Origin of the sequence: Amycolatopsis sp. lyj-23, assembly GCF_046549135.1 — a bacterium.
In the GTDB taxonomy this organism is placed as follows: Bacteria; Actinomycetota; Actinomycetes; order Mycobacteriales; family Pseudonocardiaceae; genus Amycolatopsis.
Map to the genome: position 1 here is coordinate 87878 of NZ_JAJPWN010000028.1, position 20318 is coordinate 108195.

Consider the following 20318-nt stretch of genomic DNA (forward strand, 5'->3'; position numbering starts at 1 on the left):
CATCTGTCACAAATCGCGTACCATCCGCATCCTATGGAAACCCATGTTGCCCTCGCCGTCCAGCTCGATCCGGCCGCGGACGAGGAGCTGGCCGAACTGGCCGAATTGCTGCGCGGTGCGGGTGCCGAGGACGTCACCCGGCCACGCTTCGGCACCCCGGTACCGGGCACGCGGGGCATCGATGCGGAGATCGCCGACGTCGTCGCGAACGTGACGCCGGCGATCGGGCTGCTCGAACGCATCGTGTCCACCCTGCGCGGCTGGCTCGCCCGGCGTCCCCGGCGCACGCTCAAGATGACCATCGGCGATGCCAGCGTCGAGCTCACCGGCTTCACCACCGCCAGCGAGGAACAGCTGGTGCAGGCGTTCGTCCGGCACGTCTGCGAACGGGGCTGACGGCGTGGCCGAACTGGTGGTCAGCGTGACGGGCGCCCCCGGCGATCCGGCCATGACGTGCAAGTACGAGCTTCGCACCTCGACGGCCGAGGGCACCGGGCCGCTGCAGCAGGAGTACGTGGTGGAGCCGTCGCCGGACCTGGTGCGGCGGGCGTGCGACGAGCTCGACCGAATCGTCAAGGACGCCGTCGGCCCGGCGCCGGCCACCGCCGACGCCGAGAACGAACTGGCCAAGGTCGGCAAGCTTCTCTACAAGGCGCTGTTCCCGTCCGCGGGCGGTAGCATTCCCTCGCTCGTCACCCAGCTGTCCCAGTCCGAGGGGCCGTTGCTGGTCCGCACGAACGAGTCGGTCATCCCGTGGGAACTGCTGCACGACGGCGACGACTTCTTGGCGCTGCGGCGCGAGATCGGCAGGCGCACGTTCGTCACCAGGCCGGTCGTCAGCGGCCGGGCACCCGACTCGATCGGCCGGGCCCTGGTCATCGGCGACCCGCTGGGTGATCTGTCCGCGGCCCACGCGGAGGCCGAGCAGGTCACGTCCTGGCTCACCGGGCACGGCGTCGATTGCACCGTTCTGCTCGGTGAGTCGGCGACGCTGCTGCGCGTCATCGACGAGCTGTCCACCGGACGTTACGACCTGTTGCACTACGCCGGTCACGTGGCGGAACTGACGGACACCAGCTTCGTCGGCCTGCTCCTGCACGGCAAGGAACTGCTCGACTGGCGGGCGCTGGAAACCCTGGCGACGTTCGGCGCACCACCGATCGTGGTCGTCAACGGATGTGCGTCGGCCGGTCGGCTGGCCAACCTGTGCGTACCGTTCATGGTCATGGGTGCGAAGGTCGTCGTCGGTACCCGCCACCCGGTGCGGGAAGCCCCTTCTCGCTGTTTCGCCGAGCGCTTCTACACAGAGCTGGTCGCCGGCGCGACCGCGGGGGGTGCCGTCCGCACAGCGCGGCGGTCGCTGCGCAGGGCGGGTTCGATCGAGTGGGCGACGTTCGTGCTGTACGGCGATCCCGCCACCCGGATCGCCATGGGTGAACCGCAGCGCGCAGCGCCGCCCAGGCCACCGTCGGACCTCGGCCGGTACCGGATGGACGACGAGGCGCGCGCGGTCGTCGACCGGATGATCCTCAACGCCGCGCCGCTCGGGCTGGCCAGCTCACTGGAGCTGCTGACGGAGCTGCTGCCCACCGACGCGATGCGGACCAGGATCTCGGACACGGTCGACGCGGGCCGGCTCGGGTTCGCCACCCAGCTGCTGAACATCCTTCGGGAGAGCCTCCCCGCCGGCGATCCCGGCGCAGGCGGCCGCGTCGAGCTGTCCGACACGGTCAGCACCGTTCTGGTCCGGGCCGAACGGGCCGCCCAGCGAGCCGGTCGCGGTACCATCGCGGTCGCCGACCTCGTGGACGAGTTCATCGCGATGGGCGGCGGCTCTTCCGGCGAGTTCCTCGGGCTGATGGGCATTCCCCTGTCCGGCCCCGGACCGACCACACCGAGCCCGGCCGGCTCCCAGGCGACGATCACGCGCACCGCCCCCGCCGCGGAGCCCGGCAGCGGTTCATCCGACGAAGGCCTGTTCGACGGCAGCGGCGACCTCCGGGCGGACCGCCTCGGCCCCGACGTCGCCCGCGCCATCCGGATCGCGGCCCTCCTCGCCTCGCTCAGCGGCACCACGATCACGACGGCCTTGCTCCTTTGCGGCTTCGTCGTCGCCGGCGGCGACGCGCTGCGCACGGCTTTCGAACGGCAGGGCGCGGCCGAGGCCGTCATGGAGTCACTCGTCCCGAAACGGCGGACCCGCCGAAACCGGTTTTCCCCCGGCACCCGCCAAGCCCTTGTGCGCGCTTTGGACGAGCAGAAAACGCTCGACGAAGCCACGGTCCTTCGCCACCTCCTCGCCGGCTCCGTCTCCTCGGCGCGCGAAATCCTCAGAAGGTCCTCGGTCGACCCCGACCGCCTGGTCCAGGATCTGTAGCACCGCGCCTTCGCGCTGGTTCAGCCGACCGTGAGGTTCGCGATCGACGGTGTGGTCGGCTGCAGGGATCCGGTGGCGGGCTCGACGGTCACCGCGACACCGTCGGTGCCGGCGGGGAGGGCGGCTTCGAGGCTGCCCTCAGGGCGGATGAGGCCCGCCGAGCGTGGCTCATCCGGGCCGGTCAGCCACACCTCGTAGGCATGGCCGGCGTCCAGCCGCGGAAGCGCCTGCGCAGCGACGAAGACCTTGCCCAGCCGCCGGGACGCCGTGGCCGTGACCGAGCCACCACCGGCCACGGCTGCGCGTACGGTGGTCGCGTCGGGCGCGGCGGTCACTGCGCCGCCGTCGGCCACCGGCACCGGACGGCCGGAGACCGACTGGTCCAGCCCGATGCTGATCCCGCCGGCGAGCACCGCCGCCGCGGCGGCGACGGACGCGATCCCGATCAGTGCACGCTTGCGCCACGGGGTGCGTCGCGGGGGAGAGGTCGGCTCGGTGGCGACGCGGGGAGGAAGCTGCCGCGTTTGACCGACCTCGGCAAGCACTCGCCGTCGGAAGCTTTCGTCCGGGCCGAGGGCGGTCGCGGTGCCCAGCAGTGCCGCGGTCTCGCGGAAGCCCGCGACCTCCTCGGCGCAGGACGGGCACTCGCTCAGGTGCCGGGTGAACGCGGCACGTTCGAGGTCGTCGACCGCGTCGAGGGCGTACGCGCCGGCGAGGAGGTGGGCGTCGGCGGTGGTCATCGGTGCACTCCCAGCGCGTCGCGCAAGCGGACGAGGCCGTCGCGCATGCGGGTCTTGACGGTGCCGATCGCGACACCGAGTTCTTCGGATACCTCCCGGGTGGTGTAACCCTGGAAGTAGGCGAGCAGGATCGACTCCCGCTGAAGATCGGTCAGCACCGCCAGCGCGGCGCGGACCTGTGCTCGGTCGAGCTGGTCCAGGGTCGTCTCGGTGACGTCGTCGTAGGGGCGGCGCAGGTCCAGCCGGTCGGCTCGCTCTTCCCGGTTGACGCACGCCTGCTCGGACCGGACCCGGTCGATCGCGCGCCGGTGGGCGATGGTCAGGGCCCAGGTCTGCACACGTCCGCGTGCGGCGTCGAAGGTCGCCGCTTTGCGCCAGATCTCGAGCAGGACCTCCTGGGTGACTTCCTCGGCGTATGCCCGGGAACGCAGCACGTGGAACACGGTGCCGAAGATCGGCCCGGCCAGCTGGTCGTAAAGCGCGGCGAAGGCCTGTTCGTCCCCGAGCGCGCTGCGGGCGAGCAGCTGTTCCGGTGTGGTTTCCGGCTCCGGACCGGTGACGGTGCGGAACGCGACTGCGTGGGCGGTCATGGCACCTGCCTTTCCCGGCGGTGCCGAGTCACGGGCCGCGGTCGGCGGCGTGTCACGAGGTGTTCGTCCCGGCCGGCCCGCGCGGATTGGTGTTGTGACGAGAATTCCAGCTGGTCACCCGCGCGGAGGAGCGCAGTCTGTTTGTCCACAATGGATTGGGCGGCGTCACGGCCTCGGCCGCCGGCATTCCGCCAGGGCCGGCCTCAGCTGCTCGTGAGTCTCCGGTTCTGTCACCCAATCCGGTGTGACGCAGACAGCACGACCAATACGTCGGCCGCGCTGCCTCGAATTCCCGGTATGACCGCCACCGAGCTCGACCCGGAAGTGCCGGAACCACCGCCGCGTGCCCGGCTGCGATTCTTCGCTGCCGCGTTCACCGGCGTCCTCGCGCTGGCCGCCGCGCTGGCGGCCGGGCACCTGGTGGCCGGGTTCATCAGCATCAACGCCTCGCCCTACCTCGCGGTCGGCAACGGCGCCATCGACCTCACGCCGGTGGAACTGAAGGACTTCGCCGTCCGCACCTTCGGCACCTACGACAAGCTGGTGCTGCTGGGCAGCATGGCCGTGGTCATGGTCGGTGTCGCCGCGCTCGCGGGCGTCCTGTCGCGACGGTCGCCGTTGCCCGGCACCGTGCTCATCGCCCTGTTCGGCCTGGTTGGCGCCTTCGCCGTGTCCGAGCGCCCCGACCTGAGCCTGGTGGCGCTGCTCGCGCCGATCGCCAGCTTGGTGGTGGGCATCGTCGTGTTCTTGCTGCTGCATCGGATCGCGCCGCGCGCGTGGCGGGAGCCGGAGACCGACGAGAAGGCCGGTACTTCGCGGCGAGCGTTCCTGCTCGGCGGCGCCGGCGTGGTCGTCGGAGCCGGCGCGGCGGGCCTGGGCGGACAGCTCATCAGCTCCTCCCGCGACGCCACCGCGTCCCGCGAAGCCGTCGGCAAGCTGATCCCGGCACGCACCGCGCCGACGATCCCGGCGGACGCCGACTTCGCCAAGCTGGGCACCCCGCCGTTCGTTACGCCGAACGGCAAGTTCTACCGCGTCGACACCGCCCTGTCCGTGCCGCAGCTGCGCACCGAGGACTGGAGCCTGCGCCTGCACGGCATGGTCGACCGGGAAATCCGCTACCGCTACAGCGACATCCGCAACCGGCCACTGGTCGAGCGCACCGTCACGATGACGTGCGTGTCCAACGAAGTCGGCGGCGACTACGTCTCGACGTCGAACTTCATCGGCGTCGACTTGGCGGACCTGCTCGCCGAAGCCGGTGTGAAACCCGGCGCCGAGCAGCTGTTCTGCACCAGCGTCGACGGCTGGACCTCGGGCACCCCGGTCGCCGCGGCGACCGACCGCGGCCGCGGCGCGATGCTCGCGATCGGGATGAACGGCGAACCGCTGCCCCTGGAACACGGGTTCCCGGCCCGGCTGGTCACCCCCGGCCTCTTCGGGTACGTGTCGGCGACGAAGTGGGTCGTGGACATCGAAGTCACGACGTGGGCCGCGCGCCAGGCGTACTGGCTCAAACGCGGCTGGAGCCGGGAAGCACCGATCAAAACCGAGTCGCGCATCGACTCCCACCGCGGCTTCGCCAACGTTCAGCGGGGAAAGGTGCGCTTGGCGGGGGTCGCGTGGGCGCAGCACACCGGGATCGCGAAGGTCGAGGTCCGCGTCGACCAGGGCCCGTGGCAGGAGACGACGCTGTCGCAGGAGGTCAACCTCGACACGTGGCGGATGTGGTGGACCGAGGTCGACATCCCGGCCGGGGTGCACCAGGTGTTCTGCCGCGCCACCGACAAGTCCGGCTACACCCAGACCGACCAGCGCGCGGGCACCGTGCCCGATGGCGCGACAGGGTGGCACAACGTCACGTTCACCGCAGCCTGAGAATTTTTTCCCGATCGACCAATCCGATTCCCGCCGGGCGTCGAATCACTGGCAACAAGAGGTTCTCGCCGACTTTGGCAGCCTCAGCCGCGTAATCAATTGGAGTGAATTATCGTGCGTAACCTTCGTATTGCCGGTATCGGTCTGACCGCGGCCGCCGCGCTCACCCTCACCGCGTGCGGCAGCGGCAACACCGCATCCTCGGGCAGCTCCAGCGCCCCCGCTCCCGCCCCTTCCTCCTCGATGGCCGCGCCGTCCTCCTCCATGGCTTCCGGTTCCGGCGATGGTGTGACCACCAACGCCGACGTGTTCGGCCCGGCCTGTTCGCAGCTGCCGCAGGGTTCGGCCCCGGGCTCGCTGGACTCGATGGGCCCGCAGCCGGTCGCCTCGGCCGCGTCGACGAACCCGCTGCTGACGAAGCTGGTGGCCGCGGTGAAGGCCACCAACCTGGTGGACACCCTCAACAGCCAGCCCGGCATCACCGTGTTCGCGCCGGCCGACCCGGCGTTCGAGGCGCTGGGTGACGCGAAGTTCAAGGAGCTGGCGGGCAAGCCGGCCGAGCTGTCGCCGATCCTGCAGTACCACGTCGTCGGCAAGCGCTACGACGCCAAGGGCCTCGCCGCCGCCGGGTCGCTGGAGTCGCTGAACACCGCCGGTGGCCCGCTGAAGATCGAGGGCTCGGGCGAGAACATGACCGTCAACGGCGCCAAGATCCTGTGCGGCAACATCCCCACCAAGAACGCCACCGTCTTCGTGATCGACAAGGTGCTGACCCCGGGCACCAACAAGAACTGACACTCAAGATCGGACCACCGACGGGTGGCCGGTATCGGACGGTCGCCTCGGACTCCACGTATCTCCTGGAGTCCTGGGGTGACCGTCCTTCGGTGTCCGAACTCGGACAGCGATCGCAGTCTGGCGGCGGGTTGCAGGAGATCCGCCGCCGGGGACGCCGAAGCGGCGGCGTCCGCCGGTCGTCGCCACCGCCGGATCACTCCCAGGTCGTGGCGGCGACCGGCCCTCCCCGGTGAGCAGCGGCGTGCTCAAGTCCACAGAGGACAGGATCCGGCCGGCACCAGCTTCCAGACCACTTTCCCGCCGCTGTCGGCGCGCACGCCCCGACTGCAGAGCAGCTGCTCCACCAACCGGATCCCGCGCGGCAGACGCGCACGAACGCGGCGTCCGGATCGCGGTCGCTGACTTCCACCAGCAGGATCGCGGCTTACGGGTGACATGCAGTTCGTGCGCCACTGTGGTGTGCCAGTCGACCTCGCCGAGGAGGTCGTCGACCATCGACAGCTGGACGTTTCCGAACCGGTTGACGGCAAGCGCTCCGAGGCCACGGAACTCGCCATCGCCCCCGAAGCGGCCGGGTAACACTGACATCCGGGCCGCGAACGTCGTTGCCTTGCGGTGGCCTGGATGCAAACGGCCGCCGCGGTCTCCCGAGCGCCGGCGACCGCGGCGGCCGCCGCGTGCCTGCCGACTGCACCGAGGCCGCCGAAAGCGGCGGCGTTCCCGGCAGGGGGGGGGACGCACCTCCCGTGCTGAGCGGTTGATGTGGGCGGAGACTCCCGCACTCACCGCGGAGGCTGGTGAGCGCTGCTGATCTGCTCGTGAGCGTTCGCCAAGGCGTTTTGGCTTTCCGGAAGGCCGTGTGCACGGTGGCGATGGCGCCGGGCAGCTGTTCCGGCCCGAGGATGAACAGGGCGGCGACCAGCAGGACAAGCAGGTGTTCCGGGCTGAGGCCGAGCACCGTGTCCTCCGATCGGAGCCGGGTGGGACGGGTGCCGGAGCGCCCCGACGGCGCTCCGGCACCCGCGCCCGGTCAGTTGGCGGCGCTGGTGTTCACGTCGCCGTTGACGCCCTTGGGGAAGAAGCCGCCGGAGGTGGCGGCCTTGTTCGTCAGGTAGACGATGTTGAGGACCTGGCCGGGGGAGCGGCTGTAGGCGATGCCGTTGGTGTCGGTGGGGACGATGTTGGCGTTGCCGTGGCTGTCGATGACGCCCTGGTCGTCGTCGGTGGGTCCGTCGAGGCTGTCGCGGGCGTTGGACAGCTTGACCGTCGCCGGGGCCTGGCCGCGCTGGTAGAGGGCGCTGCGGATGTTGCCGGCGTGGTAGGCCTCGACGGCGAGGATGCCGGCGGCGGCTTCGAGGTAGGTCTTGTTGGTGATCAGCGGGGCGGCCCCCTTGTAGGCGGTGACGCCGACGTCTTCGAAGAGGAACGCGGCGAGCAGGAAGTTCTCTTCGCAGGCGAAGGCGTCGAAGCTGTGGCCGGGCTTGACCAGGCCGGCGGCCTGGGCGGCGGCGGTGAAGCTGGACTGCAGGTCGATCGCCGGACGGCTGACCGCGGCCGAGCCGAGGGCCGAGCGCAGGAACTGGACGTGGGCTTTCTCGTCGGCCGCGATTTCCTGGGCGTACTGGCGGGCGGTCCTGGTTTCGAAGCGGACCGCGCGGCCGCCGGTGACGCCGCCGCGGGTGCCGGTGCCGGTGGTCATGGCGTCGGCGAGGCCGCGGCCGGTGACCGCGTGCAGGTAGAACTCCGCTTCCAGGTACTCAAGGTTGAGGGCGAAGTTGAGGACCGCGCCGTCACTGACCCCGCCGGAAGCGGCGGCTGCCGCGGCGGCGGGCCGGGCGGTGGCGGCGGACGCGGTCCCGGCGGTGAGCCCGCCGAGGGCACCGACGCCGACGACGCCGAGTCCGGTCATCCCGGCTGCTTTGAGGAAACGGCGGCGGTCTTGGTCGTTTTCGGCACTGCGGTTGATCATCGACGCGGCATAACGCTTGCCAAACACGGGTGATCTCCTAACCCGCCCGCGCGCGAACGAGCGGGCGTAGCCCACCGCCGGCTCTCCGGCGCTGGGACGGATCCTTTCGTGGACCTTTCCCGTTCGGAGCTGTCCGCTCCACGGATGGGTCGATCCCCGGAGCCGGTTCACCGGCTTCGTGCCAGGCAAGCTTGATGTCCTTCTCCAGCGAAAAAAAGTCCGGAGATACCCCTTACTCAAGGGTGATAAACACGTTGCAGTGAAAGAAAAAACTTCAATCTTCACCCAATCCGGTGGTGCTCTTCGTCTCGAATGCTGACTGACGGTGAAGTCCAGACCGGAAAGGGGGTGAGATGGATGGATACTTCCCAGACGGACTACGCGCTGGTCCGGCGCCCGGTCATACTTCGGGTGCTGGTGGTGGCCGGCGCGTTGTTCGGGTTCGCCCTGCTGGCGTTGGCCGTGTCGGGGGCCGCGGACGCTTCCGAAGGTTCGCCGCCGCCCGACCAGCCCGGCCTGCTCGACAGCACCGGGCACATCGTGCACGGCGTGCTCAAGCCCGTGGGACCGGTCCTGACGCCGGTCACGGGCACCGTGCACGCGGTGACGTCGCAGGTGGCTCCGGCGGTGAGGCCGGTGACGAGCGGGCTGGAGCCCGCGCTCGCGCCGCTGACGCGCCCGGTGCTGCGGGCGGCGGAACCGGTGCTGGCGGCGTTGCGGCCGGTCACCGAGCCGGTGCTGGACGCGGTTTCTCCGGTGACATCGCCCGTGCTGCGCGCGACTGCTCCGGTGACCGCGCCGGTGGTGCGGGCGATCGGAGCCGGCCACGTGGCCCCGGCAGTGACCACTCAGCCGGCGAAGCCCACACCACGCGGAGACATCAGTGCTCCACCGGTGGTGGCTGCACCGGGCGAGCTGGTCCCGTCGATCGACCGGGCTACTCCGGTGGTCGACGCGCAGAGTGGCGATCAGCGTCGTCGTGACGCTCAGGTCGGTGCCCGGCACCTCTGCGGGGACGCGGATGCGGCCGGCGTTGCCGGTCTGATGCCCGGATCCGGCGGCGGCGGACCACCCGCCGACGTGGCCGGCACGAGCGGAGCAATGTCGGCGAGTTCCGGTGCTCAGCACGGTGGCGAGTACGCCGTGACCGCGGCCGGCTCGGCCATACCGGGCGTGGATCGCGCGTGGCGGGCACCGCCCGCCGGGGTGTGGTCGTTGCACTGGCTGGAGTACTACGGCAACGACCACCCGAGCTGACAGTCCCTTTCCACCTCCGGAAATCCATAACGGACAGATGGTAAGGAAAGGGAAGTCATGCACAAGTACGTGCGACGCGGCCTGACCGCCGCGGTCATCTCCGGCGGGTTCGTCCTGCTGGGATCAGCGGTGGCCAGTGCGGACACCGGCGACTCCGGCCCGCTGGGCGGGCTCGGCAGCACGCTGCACTCCGTGGTCTCCGGCGTGTCGGCCGGCGGCCACGGCGGGGACTCCGGTTCCGGCGGGAACGCCACCAGCGGCAACAACGCGGTGAGCGGGAACTCCGGCAACTCGGGCAGCTCCGGATCCACCGGGCACAACAGCGCCTACGGCGTCTGTGTGCTGGCCCGGTGCAGCACCTCGGTGTCCTCGGGCAACTCCGGGAACACAGGCGCGACCGGCTCGACCGGGAACGCCTCGAACACCAGCACCACCACCGGTGGCCACTCCGGGAACGCCGGCAACGGCGGCTCCGGCACGTCGACCACGTCCGGCACGAACACCGCCGGCTCGCAGTCCTCGCGTGGTGGGCTCCTCGGGGTCCTCGGCTCCGTGACCGGTACTGCCAAGGGCGGCAACGGTGGCGGCTCCGGCGACGCCGGGAACGCCACCAGCGGCAACTCCGCGGTGTCGGGGAACTCGGGCAACTCCGGGAATTCCGGCTCCACCGGCGGCAACAGCGCCTACGGCCTGTGCGTGCTGGCGCGCTGCGACACCACGGTGACCTCGGGTGACTCCGGGAACACCGGCGCCACCGGCTCGACCGGCGACGCGACCAACACCAGCACCACCACCGGCGGAAACTCCGGCAACGCGGGCAACGGCGGCGACGCCACCACGATCGCGTCCGGTCAGAACTCCGCCACGAACAACGGTGGGCACGGCTGGGGCTGGAACCGGCACGACCAGGGCGGCAGCAACACCGGTGTCCTGGGTGTCGTGACCGGCGCCGCCATCGGCGGCAACGGTGGCAACTCCGGCGACGCCGGGAACGCCGGGAACGCGAGCAGCCACGACAGCGCGGTGACCGGAAAATCGGGCGACTCGGGTGACTCGGGTTCCACCGGCGGCAACACCGCCATGGTGTGGACGCTCGGCGGCCCGTACAACAACGGTCGCGGCCACCACCACGGCTGGAAGCACGACTGCGGCTGGAACCACAGCGGCAGCGGGAACCACGAGGGCACGCAGTCGGCCACCACGGTGACTTCGGGCAACTCCGGTGACACCGGCGCCACCGGCTCGACCGGCGACGCCTGGAACGTCAGCACCACCACCGGCGGAAACTCCGGCTGGGCGGGCAACGGTGGCGACGCCACCGTCGTGAGCACCGGCCAGAACTCCGCCACGAACAACGGTGGCCACGGCCGGGGCTGGAACCGGCACGACCAGGGCGGCAGCAACACCGGTGTCCTGGGTGTCGTGACCGGCACCGCCATCGGCGGCAACGGTGGCAACTCCGGCGACGCCGGAAACGCGAGCAGCCACGACAACGCCGTGACCGGCGCGTCCGGCGACTCGGGCAACTCGGGCTCGACGGGCGGCAACACCGCCGTCTCCTCGACCCGCGGGAACGAGCAGCAGGGCCGCCACCACGGTGGCTGGAACAACGAGGCCGACCACTTGCGCACCACGGTCACCTCGGGCGACTCCGGCACGACCGGTGCCACCGGTTCGACCGGCGACGCCGGGAACGACAGCACCACCACCGGCGGGAACTCCGGCTGGGCCGGCAACGGCGGCAACGCCGCTGTCCACGCCTCGGGCTGGAACACCGTCGCGCACACCCCGCACACCGTCTGACGGTTCACCGGGGAGCACAAGGAGCGGGGGCACCGGATTCCGGTGCCCCCGCTCTGTCGTGCAGGACGGGCTCAGGGGCCGAGAACCGTGGCCGCCGAGCCGGGTCAGCCACCGCCCGCGGTGGCGAAGAGCCCGGCGACACCAAGCGCTTAGAGGACGAGCACGACGAGGGAGCCGACGCCCATGCGGCCGATGCGGCGGCGCGGGCGGAACAGCAACCCGGCGGCGTGGACGAGCGTGAGCAGGACCGCCGGCGCGGTGAGGTAGATGTCGGTCTTCCCCGCGTGAGGCAGGACAGCCTGAACCGCGCAGAAGTCACTGGTGACGACGCAGGCGAGGGGCGATGGCCCCGACCGCGCAGCCAGTGCACCGCTGACCTTGACCACGCTGGTGTTCTGCTGCCGCAGCGTCCGCGGTCACGGCCGCAGCCGTGCGCGAGCTACGCCGTTCCCCGGCACGAACGCGTCGATCCGGTCGGCTGCGACCTGGACAATGACGACGAGTACGACGTCGCTGTTCTTGACCCCATCTGCGTGCTGACGAGCTGTTGAAGGTGGCGCCCCCGCCAGCCCCCTGCAGTCGCGAATACCCCGGTCGACGAGCGTGTAGCCGTTGCGACCACGTCGCTGCGCCTGCGGCTGCGCAACGTCGGCCTGGCCATGCTCACGGCATACACCGGCGCGACCCGCCAGCGCAGCTACAGATCAGCGCGACCGTATTCAAGGTGACATTCACGGGGTTCGCGCCGTCCTCAGTCGGCTGGTTGGCGACCGCTGAGTCGTCCAGTCGGGCGATGTGCTGGACGTGGTCGACCCCGTTCCCGACAATGGATGTCGGGGGTGGGGGAGTGGCACGTCGTGAGCAGCCGCTGGGGCTGGGGAACGAGTCGGTCCTGGCGTTCGCGGCGGATTTGCGTGCATTGCGGGTTAACGCGGGAAATCCGGCGTACCCCGAGCTGGAGACGTGAGCTGACCGCTCGGAGGAGCTGTCCGGACTGGGAGAAGCAGGCGCTGGACTACATCGGCATGATGCGTGCCGCCGTCGCCACCGATCCCAGCCATCCCCGCGCCACCGCGATCGTCGGCGAGCTGAGCATCCGCAGCGCCGAGTTCCGCCGGTTGTGGGCCCGCCACGACGTCCGCGAGTCGGTGAGCGGCACCAAGACCTTCCGGGTGCCCGCGGTGGGCGACATCCTGCTGGACTGGGACACGTATCCGCTACCCGGCAACCCCGGGCCGGTCATGCTGGTGTTCACCGCTGAGCCGGGCAGCCCCGACGCGGACCGGCTGCGGCTCTTGGCGTCGTGGCACGCGTCCCGCTCCACGCTCGGCTGACGTCGCCGAACCGGCGGCTTCGACCGCTCACGCCGTCCGCAACGCTGCCTGGCCGCGACGACGATCGGCTGCGACGGTCCGCCGGTACTCCTCTGGTTCAGCCGAGCGAACCTCAACTCGCCGACTGGCGCCGGGGCTGCGGGAGGGCGGTGGCGCTTCCCAGCTCCGATTCCGCTCAGTCGGGCACGACCGGCAGGTGGAATCGCATGCGCAGGCCGTGGTCCAGCGGTTCGGCGGCGACCTGCCCGCCGTGGGTCTCCACCACCTGGCGCACGATCGCCAGACCCAGGCCGGAACCGGGCATCGACCGGGCCTGGGTGGAGCGGTAGAACCGGTCGAACACGAACGGCAGGTCGGCCGCGGGGATACCGGGGCCTGCATCGGTGACCGAGAACTCGCCGTCGGCCACGGTGATCGTGATCTCGCCGTCGGGTGGGCTCCACTTCACCGCGTTGTCCACGAGATTGCCGATGGCCCGTTCGATCGCGTCCGGGTCGACGTGCACGAGGCACGGGGTCAGGGTGGATGTGAACCGAGGGGCCGAGGTTCGCGTGGCGGCCTTGGCGATCACGGTCTTCGCCACCAGGTCGAGCCGGGTGTCCTCGGTGTGGGCGGCGGTTCTGCCGTAACGGGCGAGGTCGACCAGGTTGTTGATCAACGACCGCAGTTCCCGTGCCTGGCCGATCGCGTCCTGCACGAGCGCCGGGGCCTCGGGCGCGCGCAGGCCGTCGCCGTCGGCGAGCAGTTCGAGGTTGGTGGTGAGGCTGGTCAACGGGGTGCGCAGCTCGTGGGAGGCGTCGGCGACCAGGTGCCGCTGTGCTCGCATGGACGCGTCCAAAGCAGTTGTCATGGCGGCGAAAGCCTGACCGAGGTGGCCGACCTCGTCACGTCCGGTCAGGTGGTCGACGGGCGCGGTCAGGTCGTGGGTCGCGGTGATGTGCTCGACGGTCCGGGTGAGCTGCTGGACCGGCCGCAGCACGCGGCGCGCCGCCAGCCGTGCGGTCACCGCGGCCACCACACCGCCGCCGAGGGTCAGCGCGACCAGCAACGCGGCGAGCGAGGCCAGGACGGCGGTCTGGTCGTCCTGCCGGTGGGCGACCCGCATCAGCCCGCCCGGCGGCTTGCCCATCCCGGAGGTGAGGAGGCGGTACTCCACGCCGTGGTAGGTCGTGTCCTGGAAGTACGCGGGCTGCGTGCCGTCGGCGACGTCCGCGTCCCGTTGGGTGATGTCGACGAAGGCCCGGTTCGAGCCGGGATACACCGGGCCGCCGACGAACTGGACCAGCGTGCTGCCCAGTTCGACCGGCTCGTCGATGGGAATCTTGTCGCCGGACTCGGCGACCTTCTGTTTGAGCTGGCGGGCGAGGGAATCACCTTCGCTGATGCTCTGCTTCAGCGATGCGTCGACCTGTTGACGCATGATCGACCGCACGGCCGGGTAGACGACCAGCGACGCCACGGCGAGCGCCAGCAGTACGACAACTCCACCTGCGAGACCGACCCTGGTGCGCAAGGTCATGGTTCTTCCCGTAACACGTATCCCAGGCCGCGCACGGTCTGGATCAGCCGGGGCTCACCGGCGGATTCCAGTTTTCCGCGCAGGTAGGAGATGTAGACCCACAACTGGTTGGACGCGGGTCCGAAGTCGTAGCCCCACACCGATTCGAAGATCAGCTCGCGGCTCAGCACGCGCTGGGGGTTGCGCAGGAACAACTCCAGCAGGGAGTACTCGGTGCGGGTCAGCTCGATCGCCCGACCGCCCCGCTGCACCCGGCAGGTGGTGGTGTCCATCTCGATGCCGGCGAACCGCAGCACCTCCTGGACCGCGCCGCTGCGCCGCAGCAGGGCTCGCAGCCGTGCCCGCAGTTCGTCCAGCGCGAAGGGCTTGACCAGGTAGTCGTCGGCGCCCGCGTCCAGCCCGGCGACGCGGTCTTCGATCAGGTCGCGCGCGGTGAGCATGAGAATCGGCGTCTGGTCGCCGCGGCGGCGCAGCCGCCGGCAGATCTCCAGGCCGTTCGGTTCCGGAACCAGCACGTCCAGCACGACCACCTCGGGTCGTGACCGGCCGAGCTCGTCCAGCGCCTGCAAGCCGTCGGCCGCGAGGGACACCTGATAGCCGTCCCGGCGCAGCGCATGCTCCAGCGAGCGGCGGACGGCCTCGTCGTCATCGACTACCAGTACCCGCACGCGCCCAGTATGGAGCACACCACGGTGTCCGGACCGGCCGTCGGCCGGCCCGGACACACCAGGGGACAGGATCACTTCCCGCTCGGCGCCCCGTCCTTGGGCTTGCCGCCCTCCTTCTCGGCGAATTCCTCCTTCACCTTGCGCAGCCCGTCCAGCAGCCGCTGCGGGGTGGTCCCCAGGCCCTTGGCGATGGCGATGAACGCCGGATCCTTCGTGACGTCGTCGCCCTTGCCGCCGACCTCGTCGAGGTCCTTGAACACCTGCCGGGCCCGGTCCTCGCTGATCTTCAGCTCGGCGGCCAGCAGCTTGACCACCTCGACCGGAACGCCCGCCTCCTTGCCGGGAACGGGTTTGCCGGGTCCGGGTTTGCCGGACAGTGCCTCCAGCACCTTCTCCGCACGGGCAACCGTGATCCGCAGTTCCTTGGCGAACGCGGCGATGGCCGTGGCCTTTTCGGTTCCGTTGCCCAGAGCGCGTTTCAGGTTGTCCAAGGCGGCGGTCAGCTGCTTGACCGTCACGTGCAAGCTCGCGGCGACTTTGGCGAGCTGCTCGTCGTTCTTCTTGCCGCCGTCCTTCTTGCCGTCGGACTGTGCCGACGACGGAGCCGCCGGAGCCGCTGCCGACGCGGCGGCCGCGCCGGTCACTGCCGTCAGGCCGGCCACGATGGCAGCGGCGACAAATCTGGTCCGAATCCCCATGTGTGTCCTCGCTCGATGCAGGGCACCGGCCCATCCGGTGCCGCCCCCACCACACCAACTGCACTTCAGCGGGACTTTCACCCAACTTTGGAATCACCTAAGGAACATCGTCGCAGGTTTCCGACCGCCAACCATTGCCTTCGAGCGGGCACAGGTCCAGGCCCTGCTGCGGCAGGCGCAGGACGACCTCGCGGCGCTCGGGAAGGCCACCGAACCGCAGGTGACAACCCATAACTGCCGTCACAGATCGCGGACAGGTGACGTGACGTCACACGTACAAAGCCAGCCAGAGCTGCGGTTTGCGCTCCTGGTCTCCGGTTCCGCTACGCCAAACCGGAGCTCGACCAGATCCGACCAGCGCCCATCGGCCACCGCGATCCGACGGAGCATGGTGTACAGCTCGGCATGTGGGCCGAGCAGCAGGCCGCGGCGGTCGATCGGACGCAGCGACAGCTCGACGCACCTGGCCCACACCGTCATGCCTGCTCGTCCGCCTGGCCGAGACGGCGCCTCGATGAGCGCGACAGGACGCCATCCAGCATCACGTCGATGATCCAGGCGCTGCGCTCCTCGTGGCTGCCGCGCACGAACAGCGCCGACCCGAGCGCGTACAGCGTCGGGTGCCGTTCGGGATCCGACGCGTCGAGCGTGGCGACGAGGTCGCTGAGGTCCTGTTCGCCTCGGTCGCGGCGGCCGTCCCACTCCGCAACGGCCGCGGTGGCGTGTTGCAGCAACAGGTCCGTCGCGCGTCCCGCGGGCTCCGGCTGCACGCCCGCGGTCGTCAGCAGCCGCATCAGCAGCTCGAGCAGGTCGAGGTAGTGCGGCCCGTCCGGCCAGACGAACAGCGCCGACCGCGCGATGCCCGGATGGGCGGCCAGCATCGCCGAGTAGTCGGCGAGCAGGCGGTGCAGCCGGTCGCGCCAGGGCTCCGCCTCGTCCCAGGACAGGTCCAGCGAGGCGATCAGCCGGTCGATCAGCAGTGAGTTGAGCTCCGTGGCGTTGCGGACGTACACGTAAAGCGACGCCGGCCCGGTGTCCAACTCGGCCGCGATCCTGCGCATCGTCAGCGCCTGCGCGCCTTCCGCGGCGAGGATCGCCATCGCGGCGTCCACGATGCCGTCCCGGGTCAGGGCGGGTTTCGCCGGCCGTTCACGGCGGCTGATCGGCGTTTGTCGTGCCATGTGACCAGCGTATCAGTATTCGAACTCGATCGTGACGAACATGTTCGTTACGATCGAGTTCGTCAGATTACGCCGACGAAGGACTTGCCCATGACCACCACTCTCTCCCGGGCGTCAAAGCGAACGATGGTGATGACGCTCGTCGTCGTCCTGCTCGCGGACGCCCTGGACCTGATCGACGCCACCATCGCCAACGTCGCGGCACCGTCACTGGCCGCCAACCTCGGCGCCGGACCAGCGCTGATCACCTGGTTGGGCGCGTCCTACGCACTCGCGCTGGGCTCGCTGCTGGTGCTCGGCGGCCGGATCGGCGATCGCTTCGGCCAACGCCGGACCTTCCTGGCCGGCCTCACCGGGTTCGTCCTCGCCTCCGCCGCGGCAGGCCTCGCGGCCGGACCGGGGATGCTCGTCGGCGCCCGGGTCGCCCAGGGCGCGTTCGGCGCTTTGCTCATCCCGCAGGGCATGGCGATCATCACCTCGACGTTCCCGAAGAAGGCGCTGCGCAAGGCGTTCGGGCTGTTCGGTCCGATGCTGGGCGTCTTCGCGGTCGCCGGCCCGCTGCTCGGGGGCGTCCTCATCGACGCCGACCTCTTCGGCCTGGCGTGGCGGCCCGTCTTCCTGATCAACATCGTCGTCGGGGGCGTCGCGCTGGCGCTGGCCTTCCAGTTCCTGCCCACGGTCGAAGCCGACCGCACCACGCGCATCGACCTCGTCGCGAGCGGACTGCTCGCCGGCTCGCTCTTCGGCTTCCTGTTCGGCCTGATCACCGGCGCCGAACACGGCTGGGGAGCGCTCGCGCTCAGCACCACGGCGGCCGGTGTCGTCCTCTTCGCCGTCTTCTGCCGCCGCCAGGCCCGCAGCGACCAGCCGCTGCTGGCCCGCTCGCTGCTGCGCAACCGCGGCTTCACCTCGGGTCTGGTCATGGGTCTGCTGGTGTTCGCGGTGTTCAGCGGACTGATGTACGTGATCTCGTTGTTCTTCCAGATCGGCCTCGGCTACTCGCCGACCATGACGTCGCTGAACCTGATTCCGCTCACCGCGGGCATCATGGGCGGCTCCGGGATCAGCACCGCCCTGGTGGCGAGGCTCGGCCGCAAGCTCGTCGCCGGCGGACTGCTCGCCACCCTGGCCGGAACCGGACTCCTGCTGCTCGTGGTGAACGTCGTCGCCGCGGAAGCGACGTGGTGGCACAACGCCGTCGCGACCGTCGTCGTCGGAGTCGGCGCCGGCATCTGCTTCAGCACGATCTTCACCTTCGCGCTCGGCGACGTGGAGCCGCACGAGGCCGGCGCCGCGAGCGGCTCCCTCAGCGCCGTGCAGCAGGTCGCCAACGGCATCGGCTCCGCGACGGTCACCAGCGTCTTCCTCACGGTGAGCACCAGCGGAGGCACCACCACCGCCATGACCACGACGCTCCTGGTCGTCGGCGGTGTCGTGCTCGCCTGCCTCGCGGCCGTGCCACTCCTGCCCCGCACCGCCGCCCTCGAAAACTGAATCCGGAGAAACGCCATGAGCAAGCTCGTCGTCTTCGGCGCCAACGGCGCCACCGGTCACGCCATCGTCGAACAAGCCCTCCGCGACGGCCACCACGTCCGCGCCGCCGTGCGTGATCCGGCCACGTTCCGCCCGGTCCAGGGGGAGCTCCCGCCCGATCTGGAAGTCGTCCGTGGCAACGTGCTCGACCGCGAGGAGGTGCGCGCCGCGCTGAGCGGCCAGGACGCCGTCATCTCCGCGATCGGACCGCCCGGGAGCCGCTCCGGCGGCCTGTACTCCGCCAGCGCCCGCCACTTCGTGACCGCGATGACGGAGGAAGGCGTCGACCGGATCGTCGTGCTCTCCTCCAGCGGAGTGCGACACGATGACCCCCACCACCCCCTGTGGTACCGCGCGGTCGCACGCACCCTCATGCGCGAGCTCTACGGCGACATGCGCGCCATGGAGCACGTCCTCGAAGGCAGCCTCCTCGACTGGACCGCTGTTCGTCCCTCCCGGATCGTCGACGCACCGGCGACGGGGAACTACCGGGTGGGCGACGCCGAGAACCCCGAGGGCGGCACTGCCATCAACCGCGACGACCTCGCCCGGTTCGTTGTGCGGGCGACCACGGAGGACGGGTGGTCACGGCGTCGTCCCACGATCGCGCACTAGCCGGAAAGCGCGCTGAGCGACGAGCGATGCGCCGGGTTCGGCGGGCCGTTCGCCGGCGCGGTGATCAGCAACTGACCGCGCCGCCGGTCTGGACGGCGGAATACGTCCGGCGATGACGACCACCTGCGTGACGATCACCGCGCCGATGGATGGCACCTGGTGTGCGTACTCGGGCCGCGGCTCAGCGGGCTTCGCCTGTTCCGCGGCGCCGGCCCGGAAGCCGGTCATGACCTCGCGCAGGTGCGCAGCACGAACACGCATTGCGTCGCGCTCCGACACGGTCAGCTGCGCGAGCACAACGGCCGACTCGCGCAACGACATCCGAAGCAGGTGCTCCGGCGAGGTAATGCTCTAGGTTTGCCGTGCCAGTAGCGGCTGTGGTGGTGGCTTTCTTGTTCTGCAGGCCGGCGACCCGGTGCCCGCCGCCGTCGGGGATGTTGCCCAGCTTCTTGAGATCGACGTGGACCAGGTCGCCGGGTGCGGGATGTTCGTAGCGGCGGATCGGCCGGTCGGTGGCCCGGTCCAGATGAGTCAGCCGAGAGCAGCGGTAGCGGACCAGGACCCGGTGCACCGTGGAGGGATTGAGGCCAAGCAGGTGAGCGATCCGCGGGTCCCCACCGGCGGATCACCCGAACTTTGACGATCCGCCGCTCGACCCGGGCGGGGAGCCGGGCTGGTGCGTGGTCGGCTGGACCGGTCGGCCAGGCTCGCTTCGCCGTGCTCGCGGTAACGGCCGGCTCACCAGACGACGGTGGAGATCGACACCCGGAACCGTTCCGCACGATCGCAACCTCCCCGGGCAATACAGGTGATGAACATGTGCGAAGTCCGATCCACCATGACGGTGAAGCCGGTGGCTCACTCAGGTTGGCCCGTGCCAGGATCACGCCCAGCGCGAAGCCGAGTAGGTGCGTGGGTGGGGCCGGTACAGGGTTGCAGGCAGGGCACGGCGGCCCAGTGTCGGCGCGGGCTTCGCGGTGGGCGGACGCCGGCGAGATCCGCGCACCTCTGGCCGCCGTCGCGACGGTGGCGTTCGAGCAGACCGCGCCGGTGCAGTCGTTCCCCTTTTACAGGGGTCAGCGGCGCCGCGACGACGCGCCGGTCGTTAGCCAACCGGCCCGCGCGGCTCGTCGCCCGCAACGCCGAACGGCCGTGAACCGTTCCGCACATTCGTCGATTCGTTGTTCAGGTCTGCCGGTTTCCTCTCGCGCCCGAGTTGCTCGGTCACCTTCTAGGGCCTGTATCGAAGTTGTCTCCGGCGGGTTGAGCTGGAGTTGGCGGTGCTGGGCGTGTCGTCGGCCGAAATGGGTGAGGTCTCCGGTATTTGGTTCGTCGACCAAGAAAAACCTGAACACCGG

General features: G+C 70.3%; 19 protein-coding genes and 1 pseudogene. 10 read left to right on the plus strand and 10 right to left on the minus strand.

The annotated features are described in order from the left end of the window. Positions 1-33 precede the first annotated feature (33 nt). A complete protein-coding gene (locus tag ACLJPY_RS46925) occupies positions 34-396 on the plus strand; it encodes an effector-associated constant component EACC1 (protein WP_410597488.1) in 363 nt (120 codons plus the stop codon). Between the two features lie 4 nt (positions 397-400). Further along, positions 401-2377: a CHAT domain-containing protein gene (locus tag ACLJPY_RS46930; protein WP_410597489.1), complete on the plus strand. Its 1977-nt coding sequence runs from the start codon at positions 401-403 to the stop codon at positions 2375-2377. Between the two features lie 20 nt (positions 2378-2397). Here ACLJPY_RS46930 and ACLJPY_RS46935 read toward each other — a convergent pair whose 3' ends face one another. Beyond that, the gene (locus tag ACLJPY_RS46935) at positions 2398-3117 is read right to left on the minus strand and encodes an anti-sigma factor domain-containing protein (RefSeq protein WP_410597490.1); all 720 of its coding nucleotides are present in this window, start codon (positions 3115-3117) and stop codon (positions 2398-2400) included. Continuing rightward, a complete protein-coding gene (gene sigK, locus ACLJPY_RS46940; protein ID WP_410597491.1) occupies positions 3114-3707 on the minus strand; it encodes an ECF RNA polymerase sigma factor SigK in 594 nt (197 codons plus the stop codon). The genes ACLJPY_RS46935 and sigK overlap by 4 nt, the downstream gene beginning before the upstream one ends. Before the next feature lie 297 nt (positions 3708-4004). Between sigK and ACLJPY_RS46945 the strand changes: the two genes are divergently transcribed. The 3 genes from ACLJPY_RS46945 to ACLJPY_RS46955 all read left to right on the plus strand — a co-directional run bounded on the left by ACLJPY_RS46945 (position 4005) and on the right by ACLJPY_RS46955 (position 6962). Continuing rightward, a complete protein-coding gene (locus ACLJPY_RS46945; protein ID WP_410597492.1) occupies positions 4005-5585 on the plus strand; it encodes a molybdopterin-dependent oxidoreductase in 1581 nt (526 codons plus the stop codon). A 114-nt stretch (positions 5586-5699) separates the two neighbouring features. Further along, complete coding sequence (locus tag ACLJPY_RS46950; RefSeq protein WP_410597493.1) at positions 5700-6380, plus strand: fasciclin domain-containing protein; 681 nt, start codon at positions 5700-5702, stop codon at positions 6378-6380. A gap of 438 nt (positions 6381-6818) precedes the next feature. Next, a complete protein-coding gene (locus ACLJPY_RS46955) occupies positions 6819-6962 on the plus strand; it encodes a hypothetical protein (RefSeq protein ID WP_410597494.1) in 144 nt (47 codons plus the stop codon). Between the two features lie 451 nt (positions 6963-7413). On the opposite strand, the gene ACLJPY_RS46960 is transcribed toward ACLJPY_RS46955, so the two are convergent. Beyond that, a complete protein-coding gene (locus tag ACLJPY_RS46960; protein WP_410597495.1) occupies positions 7414-8379 on the minus strand; it encodes a ferritin-like domain-containing protein in 966 nt (321 codons plus the stop codon). Positions 8380-8709: 330 nt separating this feature from the next. Here ACLJPY_RS46960 and ACLJPY_RS46965 point away from each other — a divergent pair, with 330 nt between their 5' ends. Together ACLJPY_RS46965 and ACLJPY_RS46970 are read left to right on the plus strand one after the other, a co-directional pair. After that, positions 8710-9609, plus strand: coding sequence for a hypothetical protein (locus tag ACLJPY_RS46965; RefSeq protein WP_410597496.1), 900 nt, complete (start codon positions 8710-8712; stop codon positions 9607-9609). A gap of 57 nt (positions 9610-9666) precedes the next feature. After that, complete coding sequence (locus ACLJPY_RS46970; protein WP_410597497.1) at positions 9667-11412, plus strand: beta strand repeat-containing protein; 1746 nt, start codon at positions 9667-9669, stop codon at positions 11410-11412. 149 nt (positions 11413-11561) lie between these two features. On the opposite strand, the gene ACLJPY_RS46975 is transcribed toward ACLJPY_RS46970, so the two are convergent. Next, complete coding sequence (locus tag ACLJPY_RS46975; protein ID WP_410597498.1) at positions 11562-11798, minus strand: hypothetical protein; 237 nt, start codon at positions 11796-11798, stop codon at positions 11562-11564. A 444-nt stretch (positions 11799-12242) separates the two neighbouring features. Between ACLJPY_RS46975 and ACLJPY_RS46980 the strand changes: the two genes are divergently transcribed. Then, a complete protein-coding gene (locus ACLJPY_RS46980; protein ID WP_410597499.1) occupies positions 12243-12746 on the plus strand; it encodes a hypothetical protein in 504 nt (167 codons plus the stop codon). Between the two features lie 175 nt (positions 12747-12921). On the opposite strand, the gene ACLJPY_RS46985 is transcribed toward ACLJPY_RS46980, so the two are convergent. The 4 genes from ACLJPY_RS46985 to ACLJPY_RS47000 all read right to left on the minus strand — a co-directional run bounded on the left by ACLJPY_RS46985 (position 12922) and on the right by ACLJPY_RS47000 (position 16812). Further along, positions 12922-14265, minus strand: coding sequence for a sensor histidine kinase (locus tag ACLJPY_RS46985; protein WP_410597500.1), 1344 nt, complete (start codon positions 14263-14265; stop codon positions 12922-12924). After that, entirely contained in the window at positions 14262-14933 is a 672-nt protein-coding gene (locus tag ACLJPY_RS46990) for a response regulator transcription factor (RefSeq protein ID WP_410597501.1), read from the minus strand. The genes ACLJPY_RS46985 and ACLJPY_RS46990 overlap by 4 nt, the downstream gene beginning before the upstream one ends. Before the next feature lie 71 nt (positions 14934-15004). Then, complete coding sequence (locus ACLJPY_RS46995; RefSeq protein ID WP_410597502.1) at positions 15005-15631, minus strand: hypothetical protein; 627 nt, start codon at positions 15629-15631, stop codon at positions 15005-15007. Positions 15632-16107: 476 nt separating this feature from the next. Continuing rightward, positions 16108-16812 carry a TetR/AcrR family transcriptional regulator gene (locus tag ACLJPY_RS47000; protein WP_410597503.1) on the minus strand — a complete coding sequence of 235 codons (705 nt, stop codon included), beginning with the start codon at positions 16810-16812 and terminating at the stop codon, positions 16108-16110. A 90-nt stretch (positions 16813-16902) separates the two neighbouring features. Between ACLJPY_RS47000 and ACLJPY_RS47005 the strand changes: the two genes are divergently transcribed. After that, entirely contained in the window at positions 16903-18306 is a 1404-nt protein-coding gene (locus ACLJPY_RS47005; RefSeq protein ID WP_410597504.1) for an MFS transporter, read from the plus strand. 15 nt (positions 18307-18321) lie between these two features. Then, a complete protein-coding gene (locus ACLJPY_RS47010; protein WP_410597505.1) occupies positions 18322-18960 on the plus strand; it encodes an NAD(P)-dependent oxidoreductase in 639 nt (212 codons plus the stop codon). Here the strand turns inward: ACLJPY_RS47010 and ACLJPY_RS47015 are convergent. After that, positions 18931-19281 carry a hypothetical protein gene (locus tag ACLJPY_RS47015; protein ID WP_410597509.1) on the minus strand — a complete coding sequence of 117 codons (351 nt, stop codon included), beginning with the start codon at positions 19279-19281 and terminating at the stop codon, positions 18931-18933. The two genes, ACLJPY_RS47010 and ACLJPY_RS47015, sit on opposite strands and share 30 nt — an antisense overlap. A 61-nt stretch (positions 19282-19342) precedes the next feature. After that, positions 19343-19740 (minus strand): annotated as a pseudogene (locus tag ACLJPY_RS47020) (helix-turn-helix domain-containing protein); the annotation flags it as partial. Positions 19741-20318 lie beyond the last annotated feature (578 nt).

What these genes read in the sequence shown, in the direction of transcription:
- ACLJPY_RS46965 (WP_410597496.1), top strand. Translation starts at nt 8,710, where the DNA reads ATGGATACTTCCCAGACGGACTACGCGCTGGTCCGGCGCCCGGTCATA.
- ACLJPY_RS46995 (WP_410597502.1), bottom strand. Translation starts at nt 15,631, where the DNA reads ATGGGGATTCGGACCAGATTTGTCGCCGCTGCCATCGTGGCCGGCCTG.
- ACLJPY_RS47000 (WP_410597503.1), bottom strand. Translation starts at nt 16,812, where the DNA reads ATGGCACGACAAACGCCGATCAGCCGCCGTGAACGGCCGGCGAAACCC.
- ACLJPY_RS46955 (WP_410597494.1), top strand. Translation starts at nt 6,819, where the DNA reads ATGCAGTTCGTGCGCCACTGTGGTGTGCCAGTCGACCTCGCCGAGGAG.
- ACLJPY_RS47005 (WP_410597504.1), top strand. Translation starts at nt 16,903, where the DNA reads ATGACCACCACTCTCTCCCGGGCGTCAAAGCGAACGATGGTGATGACG.
- ACLJPY_RS46925 (WP_410597488.1), top strand. Translation starts at nt 34, where the DNA reads ATGGAAACCCATGTTGCCCTCGCCGTCCAGCTCGATCCGGCCGCGGAC.
- ACLJPY_RS46970 (WP_410597497.1), top strand. Translation starts at nt 9,667, where the DNA reads ATGCACAAGTACGTGCGACGCGGCCTGACCGCCGCGGTCATCTCCGGC.
- ACLJPY_RS46980 (WP_410597499.1), top strand. Translation starts at nt 12,243, where the DNA reads ATGTCGGGGGTGGGGGAGTGGCACGTCGTGAGCAGCCGCTGGGGCTGG.
- ACLJPY_RS46935 (WP_410597490.1), bottom strand. Translation starts at nt 3,117, where the DNA reads ATGACCACCGCCGACGCCCACCTCCTCGCCGGCGCGTACGCCCTCGAC.
- ACLJPY_RS47015 (WP_410597509.1), bottom strand. Translation starts at nt 19,281, where the DNA reads ATGTCGTTGCGCGAGTCGGCCGTTGTGCTCGCGCAGCTGACCGTGTCG.
- sigK (WP_410597491.1), bottom strand. Translation starts at nt 3,707, where the DNA reads ATGACCGCCCACGCAGTCGCGTTCCGCACCGTCACCGGTCCGGAGCCG.
- ACLJPY_RS47010 (WP_410597505.1), top strand. Translation starts at nt 18,322, where the DNA reads ATGAGCAAGCTCGTCGTCTTCGGCGCCAACGGCGCCACCGGTCACGCC.
- ACLJPY_RS46945 (WP_410597492.1), top strand. Translation starts at nt 4,005, where the DNA reads ATGACCGCCACCGAGCTCGACCCGGAAGTGCCGGAACCACCGCCGCGT.
- ACLJPY_RS46985 (WP_410597500.1), bottom strand. Translation starts at nt 14,265, where the DNA reads ATGACCTTGCGCACCAGGGTCGGTCTCGCAGGTGGAGTTGTCGTACTG.